43 protein-coding genes are annotated in these 25155 nt (G+C 50.1%); 2 read left to right on the top strand and 41 right to left on the bottom strand.

The features are described from left to right. Window positions 1-24: 24 nt before the first annotated feature. The 26 genes from rpsD to rpsJ all read right to left on the bottom strand — a co-directional run bounded on the left by rpsD (window position 25) and on the right by rpsJ (window position 12237). Window positions 25-645 carry a 30S ribosomal protein S4 gene (rpsD, locus tag AC6EMZ_RS17125; RefSeq protein ID WP_498403932.1) on the bottom strand — a complete coding sequence of 207 codons (621 nt, stop codon included), beginning with the start codon at window positions 643-645 and terminating at the stop codon, window positions 25-27. Window positions 646-679: 34 nt separating this feature from the next. After that, a complete protein-coding gene (gene rpsK, locus AC6EMZ_RS17120; RefSeq protein WP_067365829.1) occupies window positions 680-1069 on the bottom strand; it encodes a 30S ribosomal protein S11 in 390 nt (129 codons plus the stop codon). A 16-nt stretch (window positions 1070-1085) separates the two neighbouring features. Then, window positions 1086-1442 (bottom strand): 30S ribosomal protein S13, encoded by a 357-nt coding sequence (rpsM, locus tag AC6EMZ_RS17115; protein WP_003031135.1) that lies wholly within the window; start codon window positions 1440-1442, stop codon window positions 1086-1088. Window positions 1443-1588: 146 nt separating this feature from the next. Continuing rightward, window positions 1589-1705: a 50S ribosomal protein L36 gene (rpmJ, locus tag AC6EMZ_RS17110; RefSeq protein WP_000868187.1), complete on the bottom strand. Its 117-nt coding sequence runs from the start codon at window positions 1703-1705 to the stop codon at window positions 1589-1591. Between the two features lie 31 nt (window positions 1706-1736). Further along, window positions 1737-3068, bottom strand: a complete 1332-nt coding sequence (gene secY / locus AC6EMZ_RS17105; protein WP_064327680.1) for a preprotein translocase subunit SecY — start codon at window positions 3066-3068, stop codon at window positions 1737-1739. A 7-nt stretch (window positions 3069-3075) separates the two neighbouring features. After that, window positions 3076-3510, bottom strand: coding sequence for a 50S ribosomal protein L15 (rplO, locus tag AC6EMZ_RS17100; RefSeq protein WP_015960707.1), 435 nt, complete (start codon window positions 3508-3510; stop codon window positions 3076-3078). Between the two features lie 3 nt (window positions 3511-3513). After that, window positions 3514-3693 carry a 50S ribosomal protein L30 gene (gene rpmD / locus AC6EMZ_RS17095; RefSeq protein WP_003863301.1) on the bottom strand — a complete coding sequence of 60 codons (180 nt, stop codon included), beginning with the start codon at window positions 3691-3693 and terminating at the stop codon, window positions 3514-3516. Between the two features lie 6 nt (window positions 3694-3699). Continuing rightward, on the bottom strand, window positions 3700-4200 hold the full coding sequence (gene rpsE, locus AC6EMZ_RS17090; protein ID WP_002438697.1) for a 30S ribosomal protein S5: 501 nt from the start codon (window positions 4198-4200) through the stop codon (window positions 3700-3702). Window positions 4201-4214: 14 nt separating this feature from the next. After that, complete coding sequence (gene rplR, locus AC6EMZ_RS17085) at window positions 4215-4568, bottom strand: 50S ribosomal protein L18 (RefSeq protein WP_015960708.1); 354 nt, start codon at window positions 4566-4568, stop codon at window positions 4215-4217. A 9-nt stretch (window positions 4569-4577) separates the two neighbouring features. Next, window positions 4578-5111 carry a 50S ribosomal protein L6 gene (gene rplF / locus AC6EMZ_RS17080; RefSeq protein ID WP_498403926.1) on the bottom strand — a complete coding sequence of 178 codons (534 nt, stop codon included), beginning with the start codon at window positions 5109-5111 and terminating at the stop codon, window positions 4578-4580. 12 nt (window positions 5112-5123) lie between these two features. Continuing rightward, window positions 5124-5516, bottom strand: a complete 393-nt coding sequence (gene rpsH / locus AC6EMZ_RS17075) for a 30S ribosomal protein S8 (RefSeq protein ID WP_006178918.1) — start codon at window positions 5514-5516, stop codon at window positions 5124-5126. A gap of 30 nt (window positions 5517-5546) precedes the next feature. After that, window positions 5547-5852 carry a 30S ribosomal protein S14 gene (gene rpsN / locus AC6EMZ_RS17070; protein WP_003863291.1) on the bottom strand — a complete coding sequence of 102 codons (306 nt, stop codon included), beginning with the start codon at window positions 5850-5852 and terminating at the stop codon, window positions 5547-5549. Window positions 5853-5866: 14 nt separating this feature from the next. Beyond that, window positions 5867-6406 carry a 50S ribosomal protein L5 gene (gene rplE / locus AC6EMZ_RS17065; protein WP_032614703.1) on the bottom strand — a complete coding sequence of 180 codons (540 nt, stop codon included), beginning with the start codon at window positions 6404-6406 and terminating at the stop codon, window positions 5867-5869. A 14-nt stretch (window positions 6407-6420) separates the two neighbouring features. Next, complete coding sequence (gene rplX, locus AC6EMZ_RS17060; RefSeq protein ID WP_095283668.1) at window positions 6421-6735, bottom strand: 50S ribosomal protein L24; 315 nt, start codon at window positions 6733-6735, stop codon at window positions 6421-6423. 10 nt (window positions 6736-6745) lie between these two features. Continuing rightward, the gene (rplN, locus tag AC6EMZ_RS17055; protein WP_004160583.1) at window positions 6746-7117 is read right to left on the bottom strand and encodes a 50S ribosomal protein L14; all 372 of its coding nucleotides are present in this window, start codon (window positions 7115-7117) and stop codon (window positions 6746-6748) included. A 163-nt stretch (window positions 7118-7280) separates the two neighbouring features. Continuing rightward, window positions 7281-7535 carry a 30S ribosomal protein S17 gene (gene rpsQ / locus AC6EMZ_RS17050; RefSeq protein WP_015960713.1) on the bottom strand — a complete coding sequence of 85 codons (255 nt, stop codon included), beginning with the start codon at window positions 7533-7535 and terminating at the stop codon, window positions 7281-7283. Then, entirely contained in the window at window positions 7535-7726 is a 192-nt protein-coding gene (rpmC, locus tag AC6EMZ_RS17045; RefSeq protein WP_498403920.1) for a 50S ribosomal protein L29, read from the bottom strand. The genes rpsQ and rpmC overlap by 1 nt, the downstream gene beginning before the upstream one ends. Next, a complete protein-coding gene (gene rplP, locus AC6EMZ_RS17040; RefSeq protein ID WP_002919759.1) occupies window positions 7726-8136 on the bottom strand; it encodes a 50S ribosomal protein L16 in 411 nt (136 codons plus the stop codon). Before rplP ends, rpmC begins: the two co-directional genes overlap by 1 nt. A 12-nt stretch (window positions 8137-8148) precedes the next feature. Next, window positions 8149-8850: a 30S ribosomal protein S3 gene (rpsC, locus tag AC6EMZ_RS17035; RefSeq protein WP_000529945.1), complete on the bottom strand. Its 702-nt coding sequence runs from the start codon at window positions 8848-8850 to the stop codon at window positions 8149-8151. Between the two features lie 17 nt (window positions 8851-8867). Next, window positions 8868-9200 (bottom strand): 50S ribosomal protein L22, encoded by a 333-nt coding sequence (gene rplV, locus AC6EMZ_RS17030; RefSeq protein WP_498403911.1) that lies wholly within the window; start codon window positions 9198-9200, stop codon window positions 8868-8870. Between the two features lie 14 nt (window positions 9201-9214). After that, entirely contained in the window at window positions 9215-9493 is a 279-nt protein-coding gene (gene rpsS / locus AC6EMZ_RS17025) for a 30S ribosomal protein S19 (RefSeq protein ID WP_001138115.1), read from the bottom strand. A gap of 16 nt (window positions 9494-9509) precedes the next feature. Then, window positions 9510-10331, bottom strand: coding sequence for a 50S ribosomal protein L2 (gene rplB, locus AC6EMZ_RS17020; protein ID WP_498403898.1), 822 nt, complete (start codon window positions 10329-10331; stop codon window positions 9510-9512). Window positions 10332-10348: 17 nt separating this feature from the next. Then, window positions 10349-10651, bottom strand: coding sequence for a 50S ribosomal protein L23 (gene rplW, locus AC6EMZ_RS17015; protein ID WP_097164996.1), 303 nt, complete (start codon window positions 10649-10651; stop codon window positions 10349-10351). After that, window positions 10648-11253 carry a 50S ribosomal protein L4 gene (gene rplD, locus AC6EMZ_RS17010; protein WP_498403896.1) on the bottom strand — a complete coding sequence of 202 codons (606 nt, stop codon included), beginning with the start codon at window positions 11251-11253 and terminating at the stop codon, window positions 10648-10650. Before rplD ends, rplW begins: the two co-directional genes overlap by 4 nt. 10 nt (window positions 11254-11263) lie before the next feature. After that, window positions 11264-11893 (bottom strand): 50S ribosomal protein L3, encoded by a 630-nt coding sequence (gene rplC / locus AC6EMZ_RS17005; protein ID WP_015960717.1) that lies wholly within the window; start codon window positions 11891-11893, stop codon window positions 11264-11266. A gap of 32 nt (window positions 11894-11925) precedes the next feature. Beyond that, window positions 11926-12237 (bottom strand): 30S ribosomal protein S10, encoded by a 312-nt coding sequence (gene rpsJ, locus AC6EMZ_RS17000; protein WP_001181005.1) that lies wholly within the window; start codon window positions 12235-12237, stop codon window positions 11926-11928. Window positions 12238-12621: 384 nt separating this feature from the next. On the opposite strand from rpsJ, the gene AC6EMZ_RS16995 reads away from it, so the two are divergent. Next, a complete protein-coding gene (locus AC6EMZ_RS16995; RefSeq protein WP_498403888.1) occupies window positions 12622-13095 on the top strand; it encodes a prepilin peptidase in 474 nt (157 codons plus the stop codon). Here AC6EMZ_RS16995 and bfr read toward each other — a convergent pair. The 11 genes from bfr to fkpA all read right to left on the bottom strand — a co-directional run bounded on the left by bfr (window position 13079) and on the right by fkpA (window position 21288). Beyond that, on the bottom strand, window positions 13079-13555 hold the full coding sequence (bfr, locus tag AC6EMZ_RS16990) for a bacterioferritin (protein WP_498403886.1): 477 nt from the start codon (window positions 13553-13555) through the stop codon (window positions 13079-13081). The two genes, AC6EMZ_RS16995 and bfr, sit on opposite strands and share 17 nt — an antisense overlap. 72 nt (window positions 13556-13627) lie before the next feature. After that, on the bottom strand, window positions 13628-13822 hold the full coding sequence (gene bfd, locus AC6EMZ_RS16985; RefSeq protein ID WP_059180778.1) for a bacterioferritin-associated ferredoxin: 195 nt from the start codon (window positions 13820-13822) through the stop codon (window positions 13628-13630). A gap of 191 nt (window positions 13823-14013) precedes the next feature. After that, window positions 14014-15198 (bottom strand): elongation factor Tu, encoded by a 1185-nt coding sequence (gene tuf / locus AC6EMZ_RS16980; RefSeq protein ID WP_498403884.1) that lies wholly within the window; start codon window positions 15196-15198, stop codon window positions 14014-14016. 66 nt (window positions 15199-15264) lie between these two features. Further along, complete coding sequence (gene fusA / locus AC6EMZ_RS16975) at window positions 15265-17379, bottom strand: elongation factor G (protein WP_498403883.1); 2115 nt, start codon at window positions 17377-17379, stop codon at window positions 15265-15267. Between the two features lie 94 nt (window positions 17380-17473). After that, window positions 17474-17944 (bottom strand): 30S ribosomal protein S7, encoded by a 471-nt coding sequence (gene rpsG / locus AC6EMZ_RS16970; RefSeq protein ID WP_015960721.1) that lies wholly within the window; start codon window positions 17942-17944, stop codon window positions 17474-17476. A gap of 95 nt (window positions 17945-18039) precedes the next feature. After that, window positions 18040-18414 carry a 30S ribosomal protein S12 gene (rpsL, locus tag AC6EMZ_RS16965; protein WP_498403882.1) on the bottom strand — a complete coding sequence of 125 codons (375 nt, stop codon included), beginning with the start codon at window positions 18412-18414 and terminating at the stop codon, window positions 18040-18042. A gap of 124 nt (window positions 18415-18538) precedes the next feature. Then, window positions 18539-18826, bottom strand: a complete 288-nt coding sequence (gene tusB, locus AC6EMZ_RS16960) for a sulfurtransferase complex subunit TusB (protein ID WP_498403880.1) — start codon at window positions 18824-18826, stop codon at window positions 18539-18541. 7 nt (window positions 18827-18833) lie between these two features. Then, a complete protein-coding gene (gene tusC / locus AC6EMZ_RS16955; protein ID WP_498403878.1) occupies window positions 18834-19193 on the bottom strand; it encodes a sulfurtransferase complex subunit TusC in 360 nt (119 codons plus the stop codon). Next, window positions 19193-19579 (bottom strand): sulfurtransferase complex subunit TusD, encoded by a 387-nt coding sequence (gene tusD, locus AC6EMZ_RS16950; RefSeq protein ID WP_498403877.1) that lies wholly within the window; start codon window positions 19577-19579, stop codon window positions 19193-19195. Before tusD ends, tusC begins: the two co-directional genes overlap by 1 nt. Continuing rightward, window positions 19579-20301 (bottom strand): helix-turn-helix transcriptional regulator, encoded by a 723-nt coding sequence (locus AC6EMZ_RS16945; protein WP_498403875.1) that lies wholly within the window; start codon window positions 20299-20301, stop codon window positions 19579-19581. The genes tusD and AC6EMZ_RS16945 overlap by 1 nt, the downstream gene beginning before the upstream one ends. Window positions 20302-20466: 165 nt before the next feature. Further along, a complete protein-coding gene (gene fkpA / locus AC6EMZ_RS16940; protein ID WP_498403873.1) occupies window positions 20467-21288 on the bottom strand; it encodes an FKBP-type peptidyl-prolyl cis-trans isomerase in 822 nt (273 codons plus the stop codon). Between the two features lie 238 nt (window positions 21289-21526). Between fkpA and AC6EMZ_RS16935 the strand changes: the two genes are divergently transcribed. After that, complete coding sequence (locus AC6EMZ_RS16935) at window positions 21527-21745, top strand: protein SlyX (RefSeq protein WP_498403871.1); 219 nt, start codon at window positions 21527-21529, stop codon at window positions 21743-21745. Between the two features lie 51 nt (window positions 21746-21796). Here AC6EMZ_RS16935 and slyD read toward each other — a convergent pair whose 3' ends face one another. The 4 genes from slyD to kefG all read right to left on the bottom strand — a co-directional run bounded on the left by slyD (window position 21797) and on the right by kefG (window position 25055). After that, window positions 21797-22390 carry a peptidylprolyl isomerase gene (slyD, locus tag AC6EMZ_RS16930; RefSeq protein WP_498403870.1) on the bottom strand — a complete coding sequence of 198 codons (594 nt, stop codon included), beginning with the start codon at window positions 22388-22390 and terminating at the stop codon, window positions 21797-21799. 94 nt (window positions 22391-22484) lie between these two features. After that, window positions 22485-22685, bottom strand: a complete 201-nt coding sequence (locus AC6EMZ_RS16925) for a YheV family putative zinc ribbon protein (RefSeq protein ID WP_498403869.1) — start codon at window positions 22683-22685, stop codon at window positions 22485-22487. 10 nt (window positions 22686-22695) lie between these two features. Next, on the bottom strand, window positions 22696-24501 hold the full coding sequence (gene kefB / locus AC6EMZ_RS16920) for a glutathione-regulated potassium-efflux system protein KefB (RefSeq protein WP_498403868.1): 1806 nt from the start codon (window positions 24499-24501) through the stop codon (window positions 22696-22698). Then, window positions 24501-25055: a glutathione-regulated potassium-efflux system ancillary protein KefG gene (kefG, locus tag AC6EMZ_RS16915; protein ID WP_498403866.1), complete on the bottom strand. Its 555-nt coding sequence runs from the start codon at window positions 25053-25055 to the stop codon at window positions 24501-24503. Before kefG ends, kefB begins: the two co-directional genes overlap by 1 nt. Window positions 25056-25155: the final 100 nt, after the last annotated feature.

The following is a 25155-nucleotide window of genomic DNA, read 5'->3' as shown; positions in this document are numbered from 1 at the left end:
GTGTCCTCTCTTTGGTACTAAGCTTTACTTGGAGTAAAGCTCGACGATCAGGTGTTCGTTAATGTCCGCAGACAGATCAGAACGTTCCGGCTGACGCTTGAACGTACCTTCCATCTTGCCAGCATCAACTTCCAGCCAGGTTGGCTTTTCACGCTGCTCAGCCAGCTCGAGAGCTGCTTTCACGCGAGATTGCTTTTTCGCTTTCTCACGAATGCAAACAACGTCATTTGCTTTAACCTGATAAGAAGCGATGTTAACAACACGACCGTTTACCATGATTGCTTTATGGCTAACCAGCTGACGAGACTCAGCACGAGTAGCGCCGAAGCCCATACGGTAAACAACGTTGTCCAGACGACCTTCCAGCAGAGCCAACAGGTTTTCACCGGTGTTGCCTTTCAGACGCGCTGCTTCTTTATAGTAGTTACGGAACTGACGCTCCAGAACACCGTAGGTACGGCGAACTTTTTGCTTTTCACGTAACTGTACACCATAGTCAGACAGACGCGGTTTACGCGCACCGTGCTGGCCAGGAGCTTGTTCAATTTTACACTTGGTATCGATCGCGCGAACGCCAGACTTAAGGAATAAGTCGGTGCCCTCACGACGGCTCAGCTTGAGCTTAGGACCCAAATATCTTGCCATTTTCTATCTCCAACAATCCTAGAAAACGTAAGCGTTATACGCGACGTTTTTTCGGCGGACGACAACCGTTATGGGGGATCGGAGTCACATCAGTAATATTAGTGATGCGGAAACCAGCGGCGTTCAGAGCACGAACAGTTGATTCGCGACCCGGACCCGGACCTTTAACCATAACTTCCAGATTCTTGATACCGTATTCTTTTACGGCTTCTGCACAACGCTCTGCTGCAACCTGGGCTGCGAACGGAGTCGATTTGCGAGAACCACGGAAACCGGAACCACCGGCTGTTGCCCAACCCAATGCGTTACCCTGACGATCAGTAATAGTAACGATGGTGTTGTTAAAAGAAGCATGGACATGAGCCACGCCGTCAGAGACTTGTTTTCTTACACGCTTACGTGCACGAACTGGTGCCTTTGCCATTATTTAATCACCCCGATTATTTCTTGATCGGTTTGCGCGGACCCTTACGGGTACGTGCGTTGGTCTTGGTACGCTGACCGCGAACCGGGAGACCACGACGATGACGCAAACCGCGATAGCAACCAAGGTCCATAAGGCGCTTGATGCTCATGCTAACTTCACGGCGCAGATCACCTTCAACGACAAATTTGGCAACTTCGTCACGCAGCGTGTCGATTTGTTCTTCAGACAGCTCACTGATCTTAACATCTTCAGCGATACCCGCTGCAGCCAAAATGGCTTTGGAACGGGTCTTGCCGACGCCGTAGATCGAAGTTAATGCGATCACAGCATGTTTTTGATCAGGAATGTTAATGCCTGCTATACGGGCCACTATGCACTCCTACTATTTAATATGTACGCACCATGCCGAAAAGCCCGTTTTCAGGATACTCAAATGGATACGCACAGACATACAAAAGATTGGCTGGCTAATCTAGCCAGCTCAACCCAACTTTGCAAGAAAAATATGCGAAATAATCAGCCTTGGCGCTGTTTATGTTTCGGCTCGGCACTGCAAATCACGCGGATGACGCCATCACGCTTAACGATTTTGCAGTTACGACATAATTTCTTGACGGAAGCACGAACTTTCATTTTTACTCTCCGTAACTTCTCGGGCGACCAATTAGCGGCCGTAGCCTTTCAGGTTCGCCTTCTTCAAGGCAGACTCATATTGACTAGACATCATAAGAGTTTGCACTTGAGCCATAAAGTCCATAATCACGACAACAACGATAAGCAGTGAGGTCCCACCGAAGTAGAACGGTACTTTCATTGCATCACGCATGAACTCCGGGATCAGGCAGATAAAAGTAATATAAAGCGCACCAACCAAAGTCAGGCGAGTCATTACTTTATCGATATACTTCGCCGTTTGCTCTCCCGGACGAATTCCTGGTACAAATGCACCGGACTTCTTCAGGTTATCTGCTGTTTCACGTGGGTTGAATACCAACGCCGTATAGAAGAAACAGAAGAAGATGATTGCAGACGCATAGAGTAACACATAAAGCGGTTGCCCAGGCTGCAAATACAGCGAAATTGTTGTCAGCCAGTTCCAACCCGTCCCGCCCCCGAACCATGACGCGATGGTTGCTGGGAACAGAATGATACTAGAAGCGAAAATTGCTGGGATTACACCGGCCATATTCACTTTCAGCGGTAAATGTGTGCTCTGTGCAGCATAGACACGACGACCTTGCTGACGTTTAGCGTAGTTCACCACAATGCGGCGTTGACCACGCTCAACAAATACAACAAAGAAGGTCACTGCAAATACTAATACTGCAACCAACAGCAACAGGAGGAAGTGCAGGTCGCCTTGACGCGCTTGCTCGATTGTATGGGCAATGGCTGGCGGGAGTCCCGCAACAATACCAGCGAAGATAATGATTGAGATACCGTTACCGATACCTCGCTCAGTAATCTGTTCGCCGAGCCACATCAGGAACATTGTTCCTGTGACCAGACTTACAACAGCGGTGAAATAGAATGCAAAGCCTGGGTTAATGACCAGGCCCTGCATACCAGGCATATTCGGTAAACCGGTAGCAATACCGATTGACTGGAATATTGCCAGCACCAGAGTGCCGTAGCGGGTGTACTGGCTGATCTTACGACGACCAGACTCCCCTTCTTTCTTCAGCTCTGCCAGGGCCGGATGAACGACCGTTAGCAGCTGTATGATAATCGATGCCGAAATGTACGGCATGATACCCAGTGCAAAGATAGAAGCACGGCTGAGAGCACCACCAGAGAACATGTTAAACATTTCAATGATGGTGCCTCGCTGTTGCTCAAGCAGTTTGGCAAGTACAGCGGCATCGATACCAGGGATCGGAATAAAAGAGCCAATACGGAAAACGATTAGCGCACCAACGACAAACAAAAGTCTGCGTTTCAGTTCGCCAAATCCACCCTTGGCACTTTGAAAATCTAATCCCGGTTGCTTAGCCATCTGCTACTTATTCCTCAATTGTACCGCCAGCAGCTTCGATAGCAGCACGAGCGCCTTTAGAAACACGCAGGCCACGAACAGTTACCGGAGTTGAAACTTCACCAGCCAGGATCACTTTCGCGAACTCGATCTGGATACCGATAATGTTTGCTGCTTTCAGCGTGTTCAGGTCTACAACGCCACCTTCAACTTTCGCCAGGTCAGACAGACGAATTTCGGCTGTGATCGCTGATTTGCGAGAAGTGAAACCGAATTTCGGCAGACGACGATACAGTGGCATCTGGCCACCCTCGAAACCGCGACGTACGCCACCGCCAGAACGAGAGTTCTGACCTTTGTGACCACGACCGCCGGTTTTACCGAGGCCAGAACCGATACCACGACCAAGGCGTTTACCCGCCTTTTTAGAGCCTTCGGCTGGAGACAGAGTATTTAAACGCATCTCTTACTCCTCAACTTTAACCATGAAGTAAACCGCGTTGACCATACCACGAACAGCGGGAGTATCCTCACGCTCAACGGTATGCCCAATACGACGCAGACCCAGGCCAAGCAGCGTTGCCTTGTGTTTCGGCAGACGTCCGATTGCACTGCGGGTTTGAGTGATTTTAATAGTCTTTGCCATGGTCAATTACCCCAGAATTTCTTCAACGGATTTACCACGCTTGGCAGCGACCATTTCTGGAGAATTCATATTTTCCAGGCCATCAATAGTTGCACGAACCACGTTAATCGGGTTGGTGGAACCATATGCTTTGGCCAGAACGTTATGAACTCCAGCGACTTCCAGAACGGCGCGCATTGCACCACCGGCAATAATACCGGTACCTTCAGAAGCCGGCTGCATGAATACACGAGAACCCGTGTGAACACCTTTTACAGGGTGTTGCAGGGTGCCGTGGTTCAGCGCGACGTTAATCATATTGCGACGGGCTTTTTCCATCGCTTTCTGGATCGCTGCTGGAACTTCACGCGCTTTACCGTAACCAAAACCAACGCGACCATTACCATCACCAACAACAGTCAGAGCTGTGAAGGAGAAAATACGACCACCTTTTACGGTTTTAGATACGCGGTTAACCGCGATCAGCTTTTCCTGCAGTTCGCCAGCCTGTTTTTCGATGTGAGCCATCTTACACCTCTACCTTAGAACTGAAGGCCAGCTTCACGGGCAGCATCTGCCAGTGCCTGGACACGACCATGATATTGGAACCCGGAACGGTCAAAGGACACAACTTTGATGCCTTTTTCCAGAGCGCGTTCAGCAACAGCCTTACCAACAGCTGCAGCAGCGTCTTTGTTACCGGTGTACTTCAATTGTTCAGTAATAGCTTTTTCTACAGTAGAAGCAGCTACCAGAACTTCAGAACCGTTCGGTGCAATGACCTGTGCGTAAATATGACGCGGGGTACGATGTACCACCAGGCGAGTTGCACCCAGCTCTTTGAGCTTGCGGCGTGCGCGGGTCGCACGACGGATACGAGCAGATTTCTTATCCATAGTGTTACCTTACTTCTTCTTAGCCTCTTTGGTACGCACGACTTCGTCGGCGTAACGAACACCCTTGCCTTTATAAGGCTCAGGACGACGGTAGGCGCGGAGATCTGCTGCAACCTGACCAATCAACTGCTTATCAGCGCCTTTCAGCACGATTTCAGTTTGAGTCGGACATTCTGCAGTGATACCGGCTGGCAGCGGATGCTCAACGGGGTGCGAGAAGCCCAGAGACAGGCCTACTGCATTCCCTTTGATCGCTGCACGGTAACCTACACCAACCAGCTGAAGCTTTTTAGTGAAGCCTTCGGTAACACCAACAACCATTGAGTTCAGCAGGGCACGCGCGGTACCAGCCTTAGCCCATCCATCCACGAAACCATCACGTGGACCGAAGGTCAGAGCATTTTCTGCATGTTTAACTTCAACAGCTTTGTTGAGGGTACGAGTCAGCTCGCCATTTTTACCTTTGATCGTAATAACCTGACCGTTGATTTTTACATCAACGCCGGCAGGAATGACGACCGGTGCTTTAGCAACACGAGACATTCTTTCCTCCGATTAGGCTACGTAGCAGATAATTTCGCCACCAAGACCAGCTTGGCGCGCTGCACGATCAGTCATAACACCTTTTGAGGTAGAAACAACTGCGATACCCAGACCAGCCATAACTTTAGGCAGCTCATCTTTTTTCTTATAGATGCGCAGGCCTGGGCGGCTGACACGCTGAATGCTTTCTACAACAGCTTTACCCTGGAAATACTTAAGAGTAAGTTCCAGTTCCGGCTTGGTGTCGCCTTCAACTTTAAAATCTTCGATAAAACCTTCTTCCTTCAGCACGTTGGCAATTGCCACTTTCAGCTTGGCGGAAGGCATGGTGACCGCAACTTTGTTCGCGGCCTGACCGTTACGGATACGGGTCAGCATATCCGCGATCGGATCTTGCATGCTCATCTGTCTTTACTCCCGTGATTCAATTGGTAATTACCAGCTAGCCTTTTTCAAGCCTGGTACTTCACCGCGCATGGCGGCTTCACGCAGTTTGATACGGCTCAACCCGAACTTGCCCACATAACCATGTGGACGACCTGTTTGACGACAGCGGTTACGCTGACGAGACGGGCTGGAATCACGCGGCAGAGACTGCAGCTTGAGAACTGCATTCCAACGATCTTCGTCGGAAGCGTTCACATCAGAGATGATCGCTTTCAGTTCAGCGCGTTTAGCGAAGAATTTATCAGCTAAAGCTACGCGCTTTACTTCGCGTGCTTTCATTGATTGCTTAGCCATTCAGTAACCCTACCTTACTTGCGGAACGGGAAGTCAAACGCAGCCAGCAGAGCACGGCCTTCTTCGTCAGAATTCGCAGTAGTGGTAATGGTAATATCCAAACCACGCACGCGGTCGACTTTATCGTAGTCGATTTCTGGGAAGATGATCTGCTCACGGACACCCATGCTGTAGTTTCCACGACCGTCGAAAGACTTAGCGGACAAGCCACGGAAGTCACGGATACGTGGTACAGCAATAGAGATCAGGCGCTCAAGAAACTCCCACATGCGTTCGCCACGCAGAGTTACTTTACAGCCGATCGGATAGCCCTGACGGATTTTGAAGCCTGCAACAGATTTGCGTGCTTTGGTGATCAACGGTTTTTGACCGGAGATTGCTGTCAAATCAGCTGCTGCATTATCCAGCAGTTTCTTGTCAGCGATCGCTTCACCAACACCCATGTTCAGGGTGATCTTCTCGACCCGAGGGACTTGCATGACAGAATTGTAGTTAAACTCAGTCATGAGCTTATTAACTACTTCGTCTTTGTAGTAATCATGCAGTTTCGCCATCGTACTACTCCAAATTACTTGATAGTTTCGCTATTAGATTTGAAGAAACGGACTTTTTTGCCGTCTTCGAATCTAAAGCCTACACGGTCAGCCTTGCCGGTTGCCGTATTGAAGAGTGCAACGTTAGAAACCTGAATAGCAGCTTCTTTTTCAACGATGCCACCTGGTTGGTTCAGGGCCGGAACCGGCTTCTGATGTTTCTTAACCAGGTTAATACCTTCAACAATGATCTTGCCGGAAGACAGAACATTTTTTACTTTACCGCGTTTACCTTTATCTTTACCGGTTAACACGATAACTTCGTCATCACGACGGATTTTCGCTGCCATGATTCGCTCCTTAGAGTACTTCTGGTGCCAGAGAGATAATTTTCATGAACTTTTCAGTACGAAGTTCACGAGTTACCGGCCCAAAGATACGCGTGCCGATAGGCTGCTCGCTGTTATTGTTTAAAATAACGCATGCATTACCATCGAAGCGAATGACAGAACCGTCAGGGCGACGAACACCCTTCCTGGTGCGCACCACTACCGCTTTCAGCACATCACCTTTTTTGACCTTACCACGCGGAATTGCTTCCTTGATGGTGATCTTGATGATGTCGCCTACGCCTGCGTAGCGACGGTGCGAGCCACCCAGAACCTTGATACACATTACGCGACGTGCACCGGAGTTGTCGGCGACGTTCAGCATAGTCTGTTCTTGGATCATTTTAGTGCTCCGCTAATGTCAACTACCTGAGACTCTACATTCAGAGTCGTCGAAAAGCCCCATATCGAGGGCGCGGCATTATAACACCGCTTCTACAATATGGGTAGAAAAAATAAACGGCCCATAGCTGAGCCGTTTATTCGTATTGAGAAGGCTAACTCTATTACAGAACCGCTTTCTCTACAACGCGAACCAGCGTCCAGGACTTAGTCTTGGACAGCGGACGGCATTCGTGGATTTCTACCACGTCACCGATACCGCATTCGTTGTTCTCGTCATGTACGTGCAGTTTGGTCGTACGCTTGATGAATTTACCGTAGATCGGGTGTTTCACAATACGTTCGATAGCAACAACGATGGATTTTTCCATTTTGTCACTAACAACACGACCTTGCAGAGTACGGATTTTATCGGTCATTACGCACCCGCCTTCTGAGTCAGTAAAGTCTTAACGCGTGCAACATTGCGACGCACTTGCTTCTGCAGGTGAGTCTGTTGCAGCTGGCCACTTGCAGCCTGCATACGCAGGTTAAACTGCTCACGCAGTAGGTTCAGCAGCTCGGCGTTCAGCTCTTCAACGCTTTTTTCACGCAGCTCATTTGCTTTCATTACATCACCGTCTTAGTTACAAAGGTGGTTTTAATCGGCAGTTTCGCTGCTGCCAGTCCGAATGCTTCACGGGCCAGCTCTTCCGGTACACCGTCCATTTCATACAGGACTTTGCCCGGCTGAATCAAGGCAACCCAATACTCCACGTTACCTTTACCTTTACCCATACGAACTTCCAGCGGCTTCTCGGTAATCGGTTTGTCCGGGAATACACGGATCCAGATTTTACCTTGACGCTTAACTGCACGGGTCATTGCACGACGTGCTGCTTCGATCTGACGTGCAGTCAGACGACCACGGCCAACAGCTTTCAGACCGAAAGTGCCGAAGCTAACATCCGTACCCTGCGCCAGACCACGGTTGCGGCCTTTGTGCACTTTACGGAATTTTGTACGCTTTGGTTGTAACATCAGCGACGCTCCTTATTTACGGCCTTTACGCTGCTGCTTTTTAGGTTGAGCAGCCGGTTTTTCCGGTTGTTCAACAGCAGCCATGCCACCCAGGATCTCACCTTTGAAGATCCATACCTTAACACCGATTACACCGTAAGTGGTGTGCGCTTCAGAGGTGTTATAGTCAATGTCAGCACGCAGAGTATGCAACGGTACGCGACCTTCGCGGTACCATTCGGTACGTGCGATTTCCGCGCCGCCGAGACGGCCGCTAACTTCAACTTTAATACCTTTAGCGCCCAGACGCATTGCGTTCTGAACAGCACGCTTCATAGCACGACGGAACATAACGCGACGTTCCAGCTGAGAAGTGATGCTATCAGCAACCAATTTTGCGTCCAGTTCAGGCTTACGAACTTCAGCGATGTTGATCTGTGCAGGAACGCCAGCGATATCCGCTACGACCTTGCGCAGTTTTTCTACGTCTTCGCCTTTCTTACCGATAACGATACCAGGACGAGCAGTGTGAATAGTCACACGGATGCTCTTAGCTGGACGCTCGATAACGATACGAGATACAGACGCCTTAGCCAGTTCCTTTGTCAGGTACTGACGTACTTTAAAATCGCTGTCTAGGTTGTCAGCGAATTCTTTGGTGTTCGCAAACCAGGTTGAATTCCATGGTTTTACAATACCCAGGCGAATACCATTAGGATGTACTTTCTGACCCATTGCTAGTCTCCAGAGTCTCAGCGATCGGACACAACCACAGAAATGTGGCTGGTGCGCTTCAGGATGCGATCTGCACGACCTTTCGCACGCGGCATAATGCGCTTCATGCTTGGGCCTTCGTCTACGAAAATTTTCGTAACTTTCAGATCGTCAATGTCAGCGCCATCGTTGTGTTCAGCGTTAGCAATGGCAGATTCCAGTACTTTCTTAACCAATACCGCAGCTTTCTTGTTGGTATAGGTCAGGATGTCCAGGGCCTGCGACACTTTCTTACCGCGAATCAGGTCAGCAACAAGGCGAACCTTCTGAGCAGAAGAACGAGCATGGCGATGTTGAGCTAAAGTTTCCATCTCTTCCTCCTACCTTATTTCTTCTTCGCTTTTTTATCAGCAGCATGGCCGCGATAAGTACGAGTCGGTGCGAATTCACCCAGTTTATGACCGACCATTTCGTCGGAAACAAAGACTGGAACGTGCTGACGACCATTATGGACAGCGATGGTCAAACCGATCATGTTAGGAAAGATCGTTGAACGACGGGACCAAGTGCGCAGGGGCTTCTTGTCTCCGCTTTCCACCGCTTTCTCTACCTTCTTCAGCAAGTGCAGGTCAATAAAAGGACCTTTCTTGAGAGAACGTGGCATGGCTTATCCTCTAAAATTATTTGCTACGGCGACGTACGATAAATTTATCAGTACGCTTGTTGCTGCGGGTCTTCTTACCTTTGGTCTGAACGCCCCATGGAGTTACAGGGTGCTTACCAAAGTTACGACCTTCACCACCACCATGTGGGTGATCGACTGGGTTCATCGCAGTACCGCGAACGGTAGGACGAACACCACGCCAGCGTGCAGCACCAGCTTTACCCAGAACGCGCAGCATATGCTCAGCATTGCCAACTTCGCCCAGAGTAGCGCGGCAGTCTGCTTCGATCTTACGCATTTCACCAGAGCGCAGACGCAGGGTGACATAAGCACCATCGCGAGCAACGATCTGAACGTAAGTACCAGCGGAACGTGCCAGCTGACCGCCTTTACCTGGTTTCATTTCTACGTTATGAACGGTAGAACCAACCGGGATATTGCGCATCGGCAGGGTGTTGCCTGCTTTGATTGCAGCATCAACGCCAGACTGAATCTGGTCGCCAGCTTTCAGGCCTTTAGGGGCCAGAATGTAACGGCGTTCGCCATCTTTGTACAGAACCAGCGCGATGTTCGCGGAACGGTTCGGATCGTACTCAAGACGCTCAACAACTGCTGGGATACCGTCTTTGTTGCGTTTGAAGTCAACAATACGATAAGCCTGCTTATGACCACCACCGATGTGACGAGTAGTGATGCGGCCATTGTTGTTACGACCACCGGATTTGCTGTTTTTTTCAACCAGCGGAGCAAAAGGTTTGCCCTTGTGCAGCTCAGGGTTGACCACTTTAACAACGTGGCGACGACCCGGAGATGTCGGTTTACATTTAACAACTGCCATTGTATTACTCCTCCGACTTACTCAGCGCCGCCAACGAAGTCCAGATTCTGGCCTTCCTTCAGGGTGACGTAAGCTTTTTTCCAGTCGCTACGACGACCGATACGCTGTCCTTGACGTTTAACTTTCCCTTTAACTACCAGGGTGTTAACGACTTCGACTTCGACTTCAAACAGTTTCTGCACAGCAGCTTTAATTTCTGCTTTGGTCGCGTCTTTAGCAACTTTGAGAACGATGGTATTTGTTTTTTCCATCGCAGCAGACGCTTTTTCAGAAACGTGCGGCGCACGAAGCACCTTCAGCAGACGTTCTTCACGAATCATGCCAGCATCTCCTCAACTTGCTTAACAGCATCAGCAGTCATTACGACTTTGTCGAAGGCGATCAGGCTAACCGGGTCGATACCAGTTGCATCGCGTACGTCAACCTTGTGCAGGTTACGCGCAGCTAAGAACAGGTTTTCATCCAGCTCACCGGTGATGATCAACACATCTTCCAGAGCCATGTCTTTCAGTTTCTGTGCCAGCAGCTTAGTTTTAGGCGCTTCTACAGAGAACGTCTCGACAACGATCAGACGATCCTGACGTACCAGTTCGGACAGAATGCTTTTCAGCGCGCCGCGGTACATCTTTTTGTTTACTTTTTGACTGTGGTCCTGCGGGCGAGCAGCGAAGGTCACACCACCGGAACGCCAGATTGGGCTCTTAATAGAACCTGCACGCGCACGGCCGGTACCTTTCTGGCGCCACGGCTTTTTACCGGAACCAGTTACTTCAGCACGAGTCTTCTGAGCACGAGTACCCTGACGAGCACCAGCTGCATAAGCAACTACAACCTGGTGAACCAGCGCTTCGTTGAAATCACGACCGAAGGTAGTTTCGGAAACAGTCAGCGCGCTCTGCGCGTCTTTCAATACTAATTCCATTGCTATCTCCTCACGCCTTCACAGCTGGTTTAACGATCAGGTTGCTACCGGTTGCACCCGGAACAGCACCCTTAACCAGCAGCAGGTTGCGCTCAGCGTCAACACGTACTACGTCCAGGCTCTGGACAGTGACGCGTTCGTTGCCCATCTGACCTGCCATCTTCTTGCCTTTGAACACTTTGCCCGGAGTCTGGTTCTGACCGATAGAACCCGGAACGCGGTGAGACAAGGAGTTACCGTGCGTAGCATCCTGAGTACGGAAGTTCCAGCGCTTAACGGTACCAGCAAAACCTTTACCTTTAGAGGTACCGGTTACGTCAACTTTTTTGACTTCAGCAAACAGCTCAACGCTAATGTCCTGACCTACGGTGAACTCTTCGCCTTCAGCAAGACGGAATTCCCACAGACCACGGCCAGCTTCAACGCCAGCTTTAGCGAAGTGACCAGCTTCCGGCTTAGTTACACGACTTGCTTTTTTAGAGCCAGTGGTAACCTGAACTGCACGGTAGCCATCGTTAGCCAGGTCTTTAACCTGAGTAACGCGGTTTGCTTCAACTTCGATAACGGTTACTGGGATAGATACGCCATCTTCAGTGAAGATGCGGGTCATTCCCACTTTTTTACCGACTAAACCAATCATTGTTTCAACCTCTCAATCGCTCGATGACCTGATTAACCCAGGCTGATCTGCACGTCTACACCGGCAGCCAGATCCAGACGCATCAGAGCATCAACGGTTTTCTCAGTTGGCTCAACGATGTCAACCAGACGCTTGTGAGTGCGAATTTCGTACTGATCACGCGCATCTTTGTTGACGTGCGGAGAGATCAGAACGGTAAAGCGCTCTTTGCGGGTCGGCAGCGGGATCGGACCACGGACTTGCGCACCAGTGCGCTTAGCAGTCTCGACGATTTCCGCGGTTGATTGATCGATTAGACGATGATCAAACGCTTTAAGGCGGATACGGATTCTTTGGTTCTGCATGAGACCAGAGCTCCAATTATTTTATAAGCGAAAATGATTACTACTCATACCCATTACGATTGATGGGAGAGTGTAACCGTTCTTACGTAGCCCCCCAATTGGGAGCATTGTTAGGTAACTAAAATGCTGTTACCCAGGTTCAGATTGAACCAGCTGTCAATTACGACAAGCCCGCGCATTATACGTAAATCTGACCACAACGCAAGTGCCGTTTATAAAACAAGCGCTGGTGTGCTTGTTTGCGAAGTGGTTCGACATTCTCACGTAACGTTGTATGCCTCAGTCGATTTGTTTGAAGGCGCTTCGCAGAACTGCCTTTCACTGTTTGTTATGAACAGGCCCAGAGGAAGAGGATGCCGCAGTGATAACTGATGAGGCTGACGCATGCTAACCACTCTTCCCTTTTTGATTGCCTATGCCGGATTAACCTGTCTTCTGGTTCGCGAAGATATTCGTTCCGGGCTCTTACCGGATAAATATCTTTGTCCGCTCTTATGGGTAGGGCTTCTCTACCATCTCATCTTTCATTCCGGGTTTTTGGCCAGTGCGGTTGTCGGTGCCATGGCGGGATATGCTAGTTTTGCCTGCATTTATTGGGGGTATCGATTGATTTGCAAAAGTGAAGGGCTTGGCTACGGGGATGTGAAGTATCTTGCAGCTCTTGGAGCGTGGCACGGCTGGTGCATATTGCCATCGATGGTTCTGTCAGCGGCTCTGATGGCCATCATATATGTGCTCATCCGAATGCTGCTGCATCCTGATAAACAGGCACAAAAAAACCCACTACCGTTTGGTCCATTTATGGCGGCAGCAGGTTTATTGACAGGCTGGCAAACTCTTATCAATCTTCCACTTTGATTTGCGACTGAAGATAGTTTTGCAAACCAATTTTTCCGATGAGGTCCAGTTCGGTTTCAAGCCAATCAATATGGCCTTCTTCATCTGCCAGGATCTTAATCATCATATCCCGGCTGACGTAGTCATGGACGCTATCTGCATAAGCAATCGCTTCCCGAAGATCTTTAGCACCATCGAGTTCAAGTGTCAGATCCGAACGTAGCATCTCTTCAACGTCTTCACCGATGCCAAGTTTGCCGAGATCTTGCAGGTTAGGAATGCCTTCAAGAAAGAGGATACGCTCAATATATTTATCGGCGTGTTTCATTTCATCGATGGATTCATGGTATTCGACATCATTGAGGCGCGTCAGGCCCCAGTTTTTGAACATTCTTGCATGGAGAAAATACTGGTTGATCGCGACAAGCTCATTTCCCAATAATTTATTGAGATAACTTATGATTTTAACATCACCTTTCATTATATAGTCCCTCCGCTTCCACTTATTGAAGCGTAGATGGGGCTACAGGGATGTCAAAAAAAAGATAGTGTCTTAAGCGATCTCTTTGTATTCCGGGATCTGCATCAATTCGTCCTGCATAATTTCACGTGCCGCACGTACGCACTTACCGCATTGATTTCCTACCGGAACAAACTTGCGAAGCTGCTGGAAAGATTGAGGATGAAATTGTCGAACGGCCTGACGTATTTTTTTATCACTCACGCCATTACACAAACAAACGTACATAGAAACTCCCGTTCAATTTATGCACAAAGTGTAAGTGAGAATAATTATGATTACAATAGCAGATACGCTAGAAAACGCGTTATGGAAGGTCAAAAAATGCGAAAGAGTGTGACAAACAATAAACTTTAAATAGCAAAAAGGGCATCAAATGATGCCCTTTTAATACGCATTGCGTTAAAGGTTAGCAGCGATTAGCTGATAACTTTAGCAACAACGCCAGCGCCAACAGTACGGCCGCCTTCACGGATTGCGAAACGCAGACCGTCATCCATCGCGATTGGGTGGATCAGGGTAACAACCATCTGAATGTTGTCGCCAGGCATAACCATCTCAACGCCTTCTGGCAGTTCGATGGTACCGGTCACGTCAGTTGTACGGAAGTAGAACTGTGGACGGTAACCTTTGAAGAACGGAGTATGACGGCCGCCTTCATCTTTGGACAGGATGTACACTTCAGATTCGAACTTGGTGTGTGGCTTGATAGAGCCTGGCTTAGCCAGAACCTGGCCACGCTGGATTTCTTCGCGTTTGATACCACGCAGCAGAACACCACAGTTCTCGCCTGCACGACCTTCGTCCAGCAGTTTGCGGAACATTTCAACGCCAGTACAGGTAGACTTAGCAGTCTCTTTAATACCAACGATTTCAACTTCTTCGCCAACTTTAACGATACCGCGCTCTACACGACCGGTAACAACAGTACCACGGCCGGAGATAGAGAATACGTCTTCGATTGGCAGCAGGAATGGCTTGTCGATAGCACGTTCTGGTTCTGGGATGTAAGAATCCAGGTAGCCAGCCAGCTCAACGATTTTAGCTTCCCACTCTGCTTCGCCTTCCAGCGCTTTCAGAGCAGAACCACGGATGATTGGAGTATCATCGCCTGGGAAATCGTACTGAGACAGAAGTTCACGAACTTCCATTTCTACCAGTTCCAGCAGCTCTTCGTCATCAACCATGTCGCACTTGTTCAGGAACACGATGATGTAAGGAACGCCTACCTGACGACCCAGCAGGATGTGCTCACGAGTCTGAGGCATAGGGCCGTCAGTCGCAGCAACAACCAGGATCGCGCCGTCCATCTGCGCAGCACCGGTGATCATGTTTTTAACATAGTCGGCGTGGCCTGGGCAGTCTACGTGTGCGTAGTGGCGAGACGGGGTGTCATACTCAACGTGAGAAGTGTTGATGGTGATACCACGAGCTTTTTCTTCTGGTGCGTTATCGATCTGATCGAATGCACGAGCAGAACCACCGTAGGTTTTAGCCAGAACGGTAGTGATTGCAGCAGTCAGGGTAGTTTTACCATGGTCAACGTGGCCGATAGTACCGACGTTGACGTGCGGTTTTGTACGTTCAAATTTTTCTTTAGACACGGCTATATTCCTTACTATAGTACCCCCTCACCGAGGGGGCACGGGATTTTGTTTTAACCCTACGGCTTATTTGCCACGGGCTTCAATTACGGCCTGAGCAACGTTGTTCGGCGCATCATCATACTTCAGGAATTCCATGGAGTAAGATGCACGACCTTTGGTCAGTGAACGCAACTGAGTTGCGTAACCGAACATTTCAGACAACGGAACTTCAGCATGAATCTGAACACCAGTAGCGTTAGATTCCTGACCTTTCAGCTGACCACGACGACGGCTAAGGTCACCGATAACGTCACCAGTGTTCTCTTCTGGAGTTTCAACTTCAACCTTCATGATAGGTTCAAGCAGAACTGGTTTTGCTTTCTTAAAGCCATCTTTGAAGGCAATAGAAGCGGCCAGTTTAAACGCCAGTTCAGAGGAGTCAACGTCGTGGTAAGAACCGAAGTGCAGACGCACACCGAGATCTACTACTGGGTAACCCGCCAGAGGACCAGACTTCAGCTGCTCCTGGATGCCTTTATCAACAGCAGGGATGTATTCACCAGGAATTACACCACCTTTGATGTCGTTGATGAACTCATAACCTTTCGGATTTGAGCCCGGCTCCAGTGGGTACATGTCGATAACAACATGACCAAACTGACCACGACCACCAGACTGCTTAGCGTGTTTACCTTCGATATCAGTAACTTTCGCACGAATCGCTTCGCGGTAAGCAACCTGAGGTTTACCCACGTTAGCTTCAACGTTGAATTCACGCTTCATACGGTCAACGATGATGTCGAGGTGCAGTTCACCCATACCAGCGATGATGGTCTGGTTAGATTCTTCATCAGTCCATACGCGGAATGATGGATCTTCTTTAGCCAAACGACCCAGAGCCAGACCCATTTTTTCCTGGTCAGCTTTGGTTTTCGGTTCTACAGCGATAGAAATTACCGGTTCAGGGAATTCCATACGCTCCAGAATGATCACGTTGTCCGGATCACAGATGGTGTCACCAGTAGTCACGTCTTTCAGGCCGATTGCAGCAGCAATGTCGCCCGCGCGAACTTCTTTGATCTCTTCACGCTTGTTAGCATGCATCTGAACGATACGACCAAAACGCTCACGAGCCGATTTAACTGGGTTATATACGGTATCACCAGAGTTAACCACGCCAGAATAAACGCGGAAGAACGTCAGGTTACCCACGAATGGGTCGGTAGCGATTTTGAACGCCAGCGCAGCAAACGGTTCATCATCGGTAGCATGACGTTCAGCTGGGGTATCTTTACCGTCGTCCAGCATACCGTTGATTGCCGGTACGTCAGTTGGTGCTGGCAGGTAATCAATTACCGCATCCAGCATTGCCTGTACGCCCTTGTTTTTGAATGCAGAACCGCAAGTTACGAGAATGATCTCGTTAGCCAGCACTCGTGCACGCAGCGCAGTTTTGATTTCTTCTTCGGTCAGCTCTTCGCCGCCCAAATATTTATCCATCAGCTCGTCAGAAGCTTCAGCTGCGGATTCAACCAGGTTCTGGTGCCATTCATTGGCCAGCTCAACCATGTCAGCAGGGATGTCTTCGTATTCGAAGGTCACGCCCTGATCGGCATCGTTCCAGTTGATGGCTTTCATTTTCACCAGGTCAACAACACCGGTGAAACCTTCTTCAGCGCCAATCGCCAACTGAAGCGGAACAGCTGTCGCGCCCAGACGGGATTTAATCTGGCCTACAACTTTCAGGAAGTTAGCACCCATGCGGTCCATTTTGTTAACGAACGCAATGCGTGGAACTTTATATTTGTTAGCCTGACGCCATACGGTTTCAGACTGTGGCTGAACACCACCAACTGCGCAGTAAACCATTACAGCACCATCAAGAACACGCATGGAACGTTCAACTTCGATAGTGAAGTCAACGTGGCCCGGGGTGTCGATGATGTTTACGCGATGCGGTTCATACTGCTTAGCCATACCTGACCAAAATGCAGTAGTCGCTGCGGAGGTGATAGTAATACCACGCTCCTGCTCCTGTTCCATCCAGTCCATGGTAGCTGCGCCGTCATGAACTTCACCGATTTTATGGTTTACACCGGTGTAGAACAGAATACGTTCGGTAGTAGTGGTTTTACCGGCGTCGATGTGCGCACTGATACCGATGTTACGGTAGCGTGCGATGGGTGTTGTACGAGCCATTTGATTCCTCGTTTGTTTCTTTGGCGTTCAGTTAAGTAACCCAGACGGGCAACTTCTAAGAAGTACCCGTCTGGTGACTACGACTCCGAAGGGATTACCAACGGTAGTGTGCGAACGCCTTGTTGGCTTCTGCCATACGGTGAACGTCTTCACGTTTCTTAACTGCAGTACCTTTGTTGTCTGCAGCATCAGAAAGTTCGTTCGCCAGACGCAGAGCCATGGATTTATCACCGCGTTTACGAGCAGCTTCAACGATCCAACGCATTGCCAGGGCATTACGACGAACCGGACGAACTTCAACTGGAACCTGGTAAGTAGAACCACCAACGCGGCGAGACTTAACTTCTACAGTCGGGCGTACGTTGTCGAGAGCGACTTCGAAGGCTTCCAGCGCATTCTTATCAGAACGTTGAGCCAGGGTCTCAAGCGCGCTGTATACGATTGCTTCTGCGGTAGATTTTTTACCATCTACCATCAGGATGTTTACAAATTTTGCCAGCAGTTCTGATCCGAACTTAGGATCTGGAAGGATTTTACGCTGGCCAATGACGCGACGACGTGGCATGGGAATACTCCGTTGTTAATTCAGGATTGTCCAAAACTCATAGAGTTTAGTTTGACATTAGTTAAAACAGTTTGGCCTTACTTAACGGAGAACCATTAAGCCTTAGGACGTTTCACGCCATACTTGGAGCGAGACTGTTTACGGTCTTTAACGCCGGAACAGTCGAGTGCACCACGAACGGTGTGATAACGAACACCCGGAAGGTCTTTTACACTACCGCCACGGATCAGGATCACGGAGTGTTCCTGCAGGTTGTGACCTTCACCACCGATGTAGGAGGTCACTTCAAAACCGTTGGTCAAACGCACACGGCATACTTTACGCAGTGCGGAGTTTGGTTTCTTAGGGGTGGTGGTATATACACGGGTACATACACCACGTTTCTGCGGGCAGGCTTCCAGCGCAGGCACGTTGCTTTTTGCAACTTTGCGAGCGCGTGGTTTGCGTACCAGCTGGTTAACTGTTGCCATTAAATAGCTCCTGGTTTTAGCTTTTGCTTCGTAAACACGTAATAAATCGACCTCATACAATATGAGGACGCGAAATTCTAGGGCTACGCCGAAAAGGTGTCAAGAAATATACAGCGATCTCGGGTTACCAACTCATTTGAGTTGGATGCTTAACCGCTAGTTTGACGAAATCAGTATAGCTAACGACGTCAATTTTGGTGGAAATTTGACCAACAAGACCGCGGGCATCAACGTCTTCTCTTAGCGCAAAGACATTAATGGGGGCATTGTTGAGAATTTCAACAAAGCGATTCCCTTCGATGGCCGCCAAAACACCATCCTGGATGAGCAACAGGTCGTCGCCATCACGCAGCATTCTGAGCATGCCTTCGATATCACACTGCCACGGTGAATGGCGCAAAGTATGGAGCATAGCGGCCTCAGAAAGTCAGAACAGTATCGAATTGGGAAAGTTGTTCGCGCAGGGCGTCGGATTCAAGCACGGTGACATTTAGCACAAAAGGTACGTTTTTATCCAGGCCTCGCTCTTTTAAAGAGGCTGCACAGACCCAGAAAGTGTCGATGTCATACAGTGGCAGCACTTTAAACGTCGAAATGTAATCGCGCGACAGCACTGCCTGCGGCTGCTGGCCGGCAAGAATTTGAAACACACCATCGCCGATAAAGAAAACGCCAATATCTTCGGTAAGGGCTGACGTAGCCAAAAGCGCATCCAACCCTTCCCTACCGGCAGCATTACCGTGAGGGGCCGATGCAAAAACATAAGCAACGCGATTCATCAGAATTGTACCATTCGATCGCAGGTTAACGCCGCTTGCGCCAGCGCACCTAGCCCACTAAGAGAAAATCCAGGCTGTAGGTTTGCCCCTACCAGCCCAAGGCGTTCTGCTTCTGCATGATCCGTTACACCACGACGCAGCGCCGCAGCGACGCAGATATGCAGCTCAACGCCGTTCTTTTCGCTTAGCGCTTGCCATGCGCGAACCAGATCGAATTCATCAGAAGCCGGAGAGGTCAACTGATTGGCGTTATACACGCCCTCACGATAGAAGAAAACGCTTTCCAGCTCATGACCTGCATTCAACAACGCCTCTGCGAACTGCAACGCGCTGCTTGCCTGCTGAGTACCGTAGGCCGGGCCTGTGACCATCAGGGCAAAACGCATTACTTGTCTTGTCCCTGGAAATCACCGCTTTTGAACTGGCGAATATAGAGATAAACCGTGTGCTTGGAGATGTTCAGGCGATCGGCGACCTGGTTAATGGCATCTTTGATATCAAAAATACCTTTTTCATAGAGATTCAGCACGATCTGACGATTCTTAGCATTGTTGGACACGTTGCGATCGGCATTCACCTCTTCAATCGTGAATTCCAGCGTTTGGGTGACCAGATCTTCCACGGATGAAGCAAAGTTCACCGAAGAGTTAACTTCCGGCGTCTCAGGAGGAATGAACGTACTCATAATTTGTGAAAATGGCACATCAAGGTTCATGTTGATGCACAGCAATCCAATCACGCGATGATCGCGATTACGAATAGCGATCGTTTCTGACTTCATCAGTACGCCGCTTTTGGCACGGGTGAAATAACATTTCGAGACGCTGCTGTCCGCGCCGGTCATGTCGTGCAGCATACGCAATGCAAGGTCGGTTATTGGCGAGCCAATTTTACGGCCAGTGTGCTCACCATTCGCGATTCGGATGGCGGAACATTTTAGATCTTGCAGGGAGTGCAATACGATTTCGCAGTGGGAGCCTATGAGCATCGCTAACCCGTCCACCACCGCTTCGTAAGATTTCAGAATATCGAAATCGGTCTGATCGAAAGGACGTTGATCCAGTAAATCAAGTTCACTGGTTTCATTGGTTAAAAGCGACCTGGACATGAAAAAAACACTCCTTTTCAGGAGCCTGTCATTAGGTTGTCAGGGCAGGCTCATATTTACACGGACAACTAAATTAATACAGCGTAGGTAACGCTTTCCAGTGTTAATTATATCTGCCCCACAATAAAAAAAACCGCCGCCTTAAAGGCGGCGGTTTTTAGCGTTTTACTTCTTCGCTGCGTCGGCAGCTTTATCATCTGCCGCAGCTTCAGGCTTAGCATCTGCTTTCGGTGCTGGTTTGATATCCAACAACTCTACAGAGAAGACCAGAGTGGAGTTCGCAGGGATACCTGGAACGCCCGTTTTGCCGTAAGCCAGATCCGGTGGAATGACCAACTGGATTTTGCCGCCTTTCTTGATATTTTTCAGACCTTCAGTCCAGCCAGGGATAACGCCGTCCAGACGGAAAGAAAGAGGCTCACCACGGGTGTAAGAGTTATCAAACTCTTTACCGTCGATCAGAGTACCTTTGTAGTTAACAACAACGGTGTCGCTATCTTTAGGCGCATCGCCAGTACCTTCTTTCTCTACTTTGTAGAGCAGACCGGTAGAAGAGGTTTTTACGCCCTTCTCTTTAGCAAAAGTATCGCGGTAGGTTTTACCCTTCACTTCGTTGTCTTTTGCATCTTTTTCCATCTTGCCCTGAGCTGCGCCTTTCACGCGAGCTTCGAACGCCTGCAGGGTCTGTTCAATTTCCTGATCGGACAGTTTGCTCTTATCTGCAAACGCATCCTGAACACCGGCGATCAGCTGATCTTTATCCAGCTTGATGCCCAGCTTTTCTTGCTCTTTCAGAGAGTTTTCCATGTAACGACCCAGAGAGGCGCCCAGCGCATAGGCTGATTTCTGGTCGTCGTTTTTGAACGCCGCATTGCTTTGTGCAGTCGCAGCAGGTTTCGCAGCGGTATCAGCAGCGAATGACAGCGGCGCATTCAGAGCGACAGCCATAGTCGTCGCCAGCAGCGTTACTTTAAACAGTGATTTCATCCATATCTCCAGGACCTGAGGCCTCTCGCCCCAGTATTAAACGTAAATGAGAAGCGTACTATAGAACGTTGCAGAAGAAATCTACAGACAGACTCCCCCTAATCTCTCCACTTTTCAGACTATTTTTGTGTAATTAAGTTTCGCGCCAAAGGGATGGATACTGCATAAGGGTACAAACTCGGGTAAAATCTGGCTCCGCCAATGTCTGATGGCACACGAGATAACGAGGAGGTCAATCATGCAAGAGACGACTATTGAAGCGCGGCTGGCCGAGCTGGAAAGCCGCCTGGCATTCCAGGATGTGACTATTGAAGAACTCAACCAGACCGTGACAGCTCACGAACTGGAAATGGCAAAACTGCGCGATCTTCTGCGCCTGCTGACCGAGAAAGTGAAGGCGACACAGTCGTCACACATTGCCTCAATGTCGGAAGAAACACCGCCACCACATTATTGAGACGTAAAAAAAGCGGGATATTCCCGCTTTTTTATTTTCCGAGATTCGGAATTAGTGGCAACCGCAACCGCCGTTACCGCCACAACCGCCTTTGCCATGCTCATGACCGTGGTCATGGTCGTGGCCGTGACCACCGCAGCAACCGTCATGGTCGTGATCATGGTCGTGGTCGTGACCGTTAGCGCCGTGAACGTGGCCATGAGCCAGTTCTTCTTCGGTCGCTTCGCGGATTGCAATCACTTCAACGTTGAACTTCAGGTTCTGGCCAGCCAGCATATGGTTACCGTCAACCACAACGTGCTCGTCTTCCACTTCGGTGATTTCAACCGGAACTGGACCCTGGTCGGTCTCCGCCAGGAAACGCATGCCAACCTGCAGTTCGTCAACGCCCATGAACACATCTTTAGGAACGCGCTGAACCAGGTTTTCGTCATACTGACCGTAAGCGTCGTTCGCGCCTACAGCAACGTCAAATTTATCGCCAACATCGTGACCTTCCAGCGCGTTTTCCAGGCCGGAAATCAGGGAACCGTGACCGTGCAGGTAGTCCAGCGGCGCACTCACCGGAGACTCATCAACCAACACACCGTCTTCTGTACGTACCTGATAGGCCAGGCTGACCACCAGGTCTTTTGCTACTTTCATGATATCTCCTGAGCGTGGGAAAATTGCTGGCGCAGATTGTAACGGAAATCTGCACCCGTGTACCCTTTAGCTTAAAAAAACTCGGGGCATATCGCTAGTCCGGATGAAAAATGCCGATCACTTGCTCTTCTTTGCGAACATGCTCGCGAGCCTCTTTATCGGCCTCACGCATCTGGTGCCCACACTTAACACACTCAACAATATCAATATTATTTTCGCGCCACATCGCCAACGAATCTTGCGCCTGACAGGACGGGCATTTTGCTCCGGCGATAAAACGTTTACGAACTGCCATACTTTTCCCCCTATTCAAATTCGTCCCAACCGTCCATTTGACGTCGTTCCTGCTGCATTTCACGCTGGAAAATCTCTTCAAGCTCGCGACGCGCTTCCCGCACGCGGGAAATCTGCACCGTATCGGTATTCATCGGCATGAGCTCTCGCAGCATCCGCATATCGAGGCGACGAAAGTGCATTTGCGCACGTTGCGCCTGATGCGGATGCATCCCCAGCGATACCAGCGCTTTACGCCCTAACTCAAGCGCACTGGAGAACGTCTCACGCGAGAAATGCGTCACGCCCGCCTGCAACAATTCATGTGCCTCCACGCGTCCACGCGCTCGCGCCAAAATATGCAGATGCGGAAAATGCTGCTGACACAGTTCCACCAGCTTCATCGTATCCTCTGGCTCATTGCAGGTGATCACGATAGATTCTGCCGCCTCGGCACCTGCGGAACGCAGCAGTTCCAGTTGGGTAGCATCGCCGTAATAGACCTTATAGCCATATTTTCGCATCAGGTTGACCGCGCTGATATCACGCTCAAGCACCGTAATTCGCATTTTATTGGCCATCAGCAGGCGGCCAATCACCTGACCAAAACGACCAAAGCCAACCACAATCACCTGAGGTTTATCGTCCTCAACCCACGGCGTTTCATCCTCGTCTTCCGATTGATTAAAGCGACGTGAAAGCGATTTATCGATAAGCTTCATCAGCAACGGTGTGGTCATCATCGACAGCGTGACCGTCACCAGCAGCAGCGCCATCTGATCGTCCTGGAATAAGCGCTGCGATGATGCCGTGGAGAAAAGCACAAACGCAAACTCGCCCCCCTGACTCAGCACGCCAGCAAACTGCATTCGCTCTGAACTACGCAAACCGTAAATTCGCGCCAGCGCATACAATACGCCCGTTTTAACGGCCACCAGCACCGCGACGCTCACGACTACCCACAGCAGATGGGTATAGAGCACACCGAGGTTAAGCGCCATACCAACGGAAATAAAGAACAGGCCCAGCAGCAGTCCTTTAAAGGGATCTATCGCAATTTCAAGTTCGTGACGATATTCACTTTCCGCCAGCAGCACGCCCGCAATAAAGGTCCCCAGCGCCATCGACAGCCCCAACGCATCCATAAACAGCGCAGAGCCTAAAACCAGCAGCAGCGTCGCGGCGGTAAACACCTCGCGCACGCCCGAGGCGGCAATAAAGCGAAACACCGGGCGCAGCAAAAAGCGGCCGCCAATCAGCATACCGGCAAAGGCCAACACCTTCATGCCAACCTTCATCCAGTCGAAATGATCGTCTCCTGGGCCAACCAGCAAAGGTACAAGCGCTAATGCAGGGATCACCGCCAGGTCCTGGAACAGCAGCACCGAGAAACCCAGCTGTCCCGACTCGTTGCGATTCATACCTTTGTCGCGCATCAGCTGTAACGCCATTGCCGTCGAGGACATCGCCAGGCCAATCCCACCGATGACCGCCGCCTGCCAGCGGAAATCGGTCAACATCAGCAATCCGCCGAGGATCGCCGCACTAAACACAACCTGCGCGGCTCCCACGCCAAAAATGGAACGGCGTAATTGCCAGAGCTTCGCCGGGTTTAGCTCCAGCCCGATGATAAACATCAGGAATACCACGCCCAGTTCTGAAAAGTGCAGGATTTCATCCACGTCGCTGATAAAACCAAGCCCCCACGGGCCGATAGCAATACCCGCCAGCAGATAACCCAGCACCGCACCGATCCCAATCCGTGAGGCCACCGGCACCGCGACCACGGCGGCGAACAGAAACAGCACGCCCGCCAGTAATAAATCGGAACCTTCCATCAGCGGCCTCCTGCTAAAATCGGTGAGGCCAGCCAGTCACCATAAGCTTTGGCGTGGTTTGCCAACTCCTGCGGCTGCTGGCGTCGCGCCCAGTAGACAATCATTGGGCTCATCCAGTGCATACGGCACATCCCCGCCGTCAGTTCAAAAGGGCGCAGGATGTCGCTCATAGGATAACGATTTAGGCTTTCGTGGCGGTACGCGCTTTCCGGTTCACCGGTCGTCACGACACTCCGCCAATACTTTCCCGCCAGTTGGTTTCCTCCCACGCCGCTGGAAAAGCCTCGGCTTAATACGCGGTCCATCCACTCTTTGAGCAGTGCCGGACAACTGTAGGTATATAGCGGATGCTGGAACACAATCACGTCATGCTGACGCAATAGTTCCTGCTCGTGCGGGATATCAATAAAAAAGTCAGGATAGTGCGCGTAAAGATCGTGCACCGTTACGTTGCTCAGCCGTTGAGCCGGTTTAAGCAAAACCCGGTTTGCGACCGAGTCCTGGGATTCCGGATGGGCATACAACAGCAGCACTTTTGCTGTCTGGGACATCATTCCCCTCCCGGGTCGTCATCATCGCCATTTTGGGCTAACATGGCACACCCCACGCAGCGCGTGGCGGTACATTTAACCTGATTATAATGACAACTTAACA

Source organism: Enterobacter sp. SCRI0065 (genome assembly GCF_059766475.1).
Note: the sequence above shows the minus strand (reverse complement) of the source record. Positions and strands in the feature narration are given on the sequence as shown.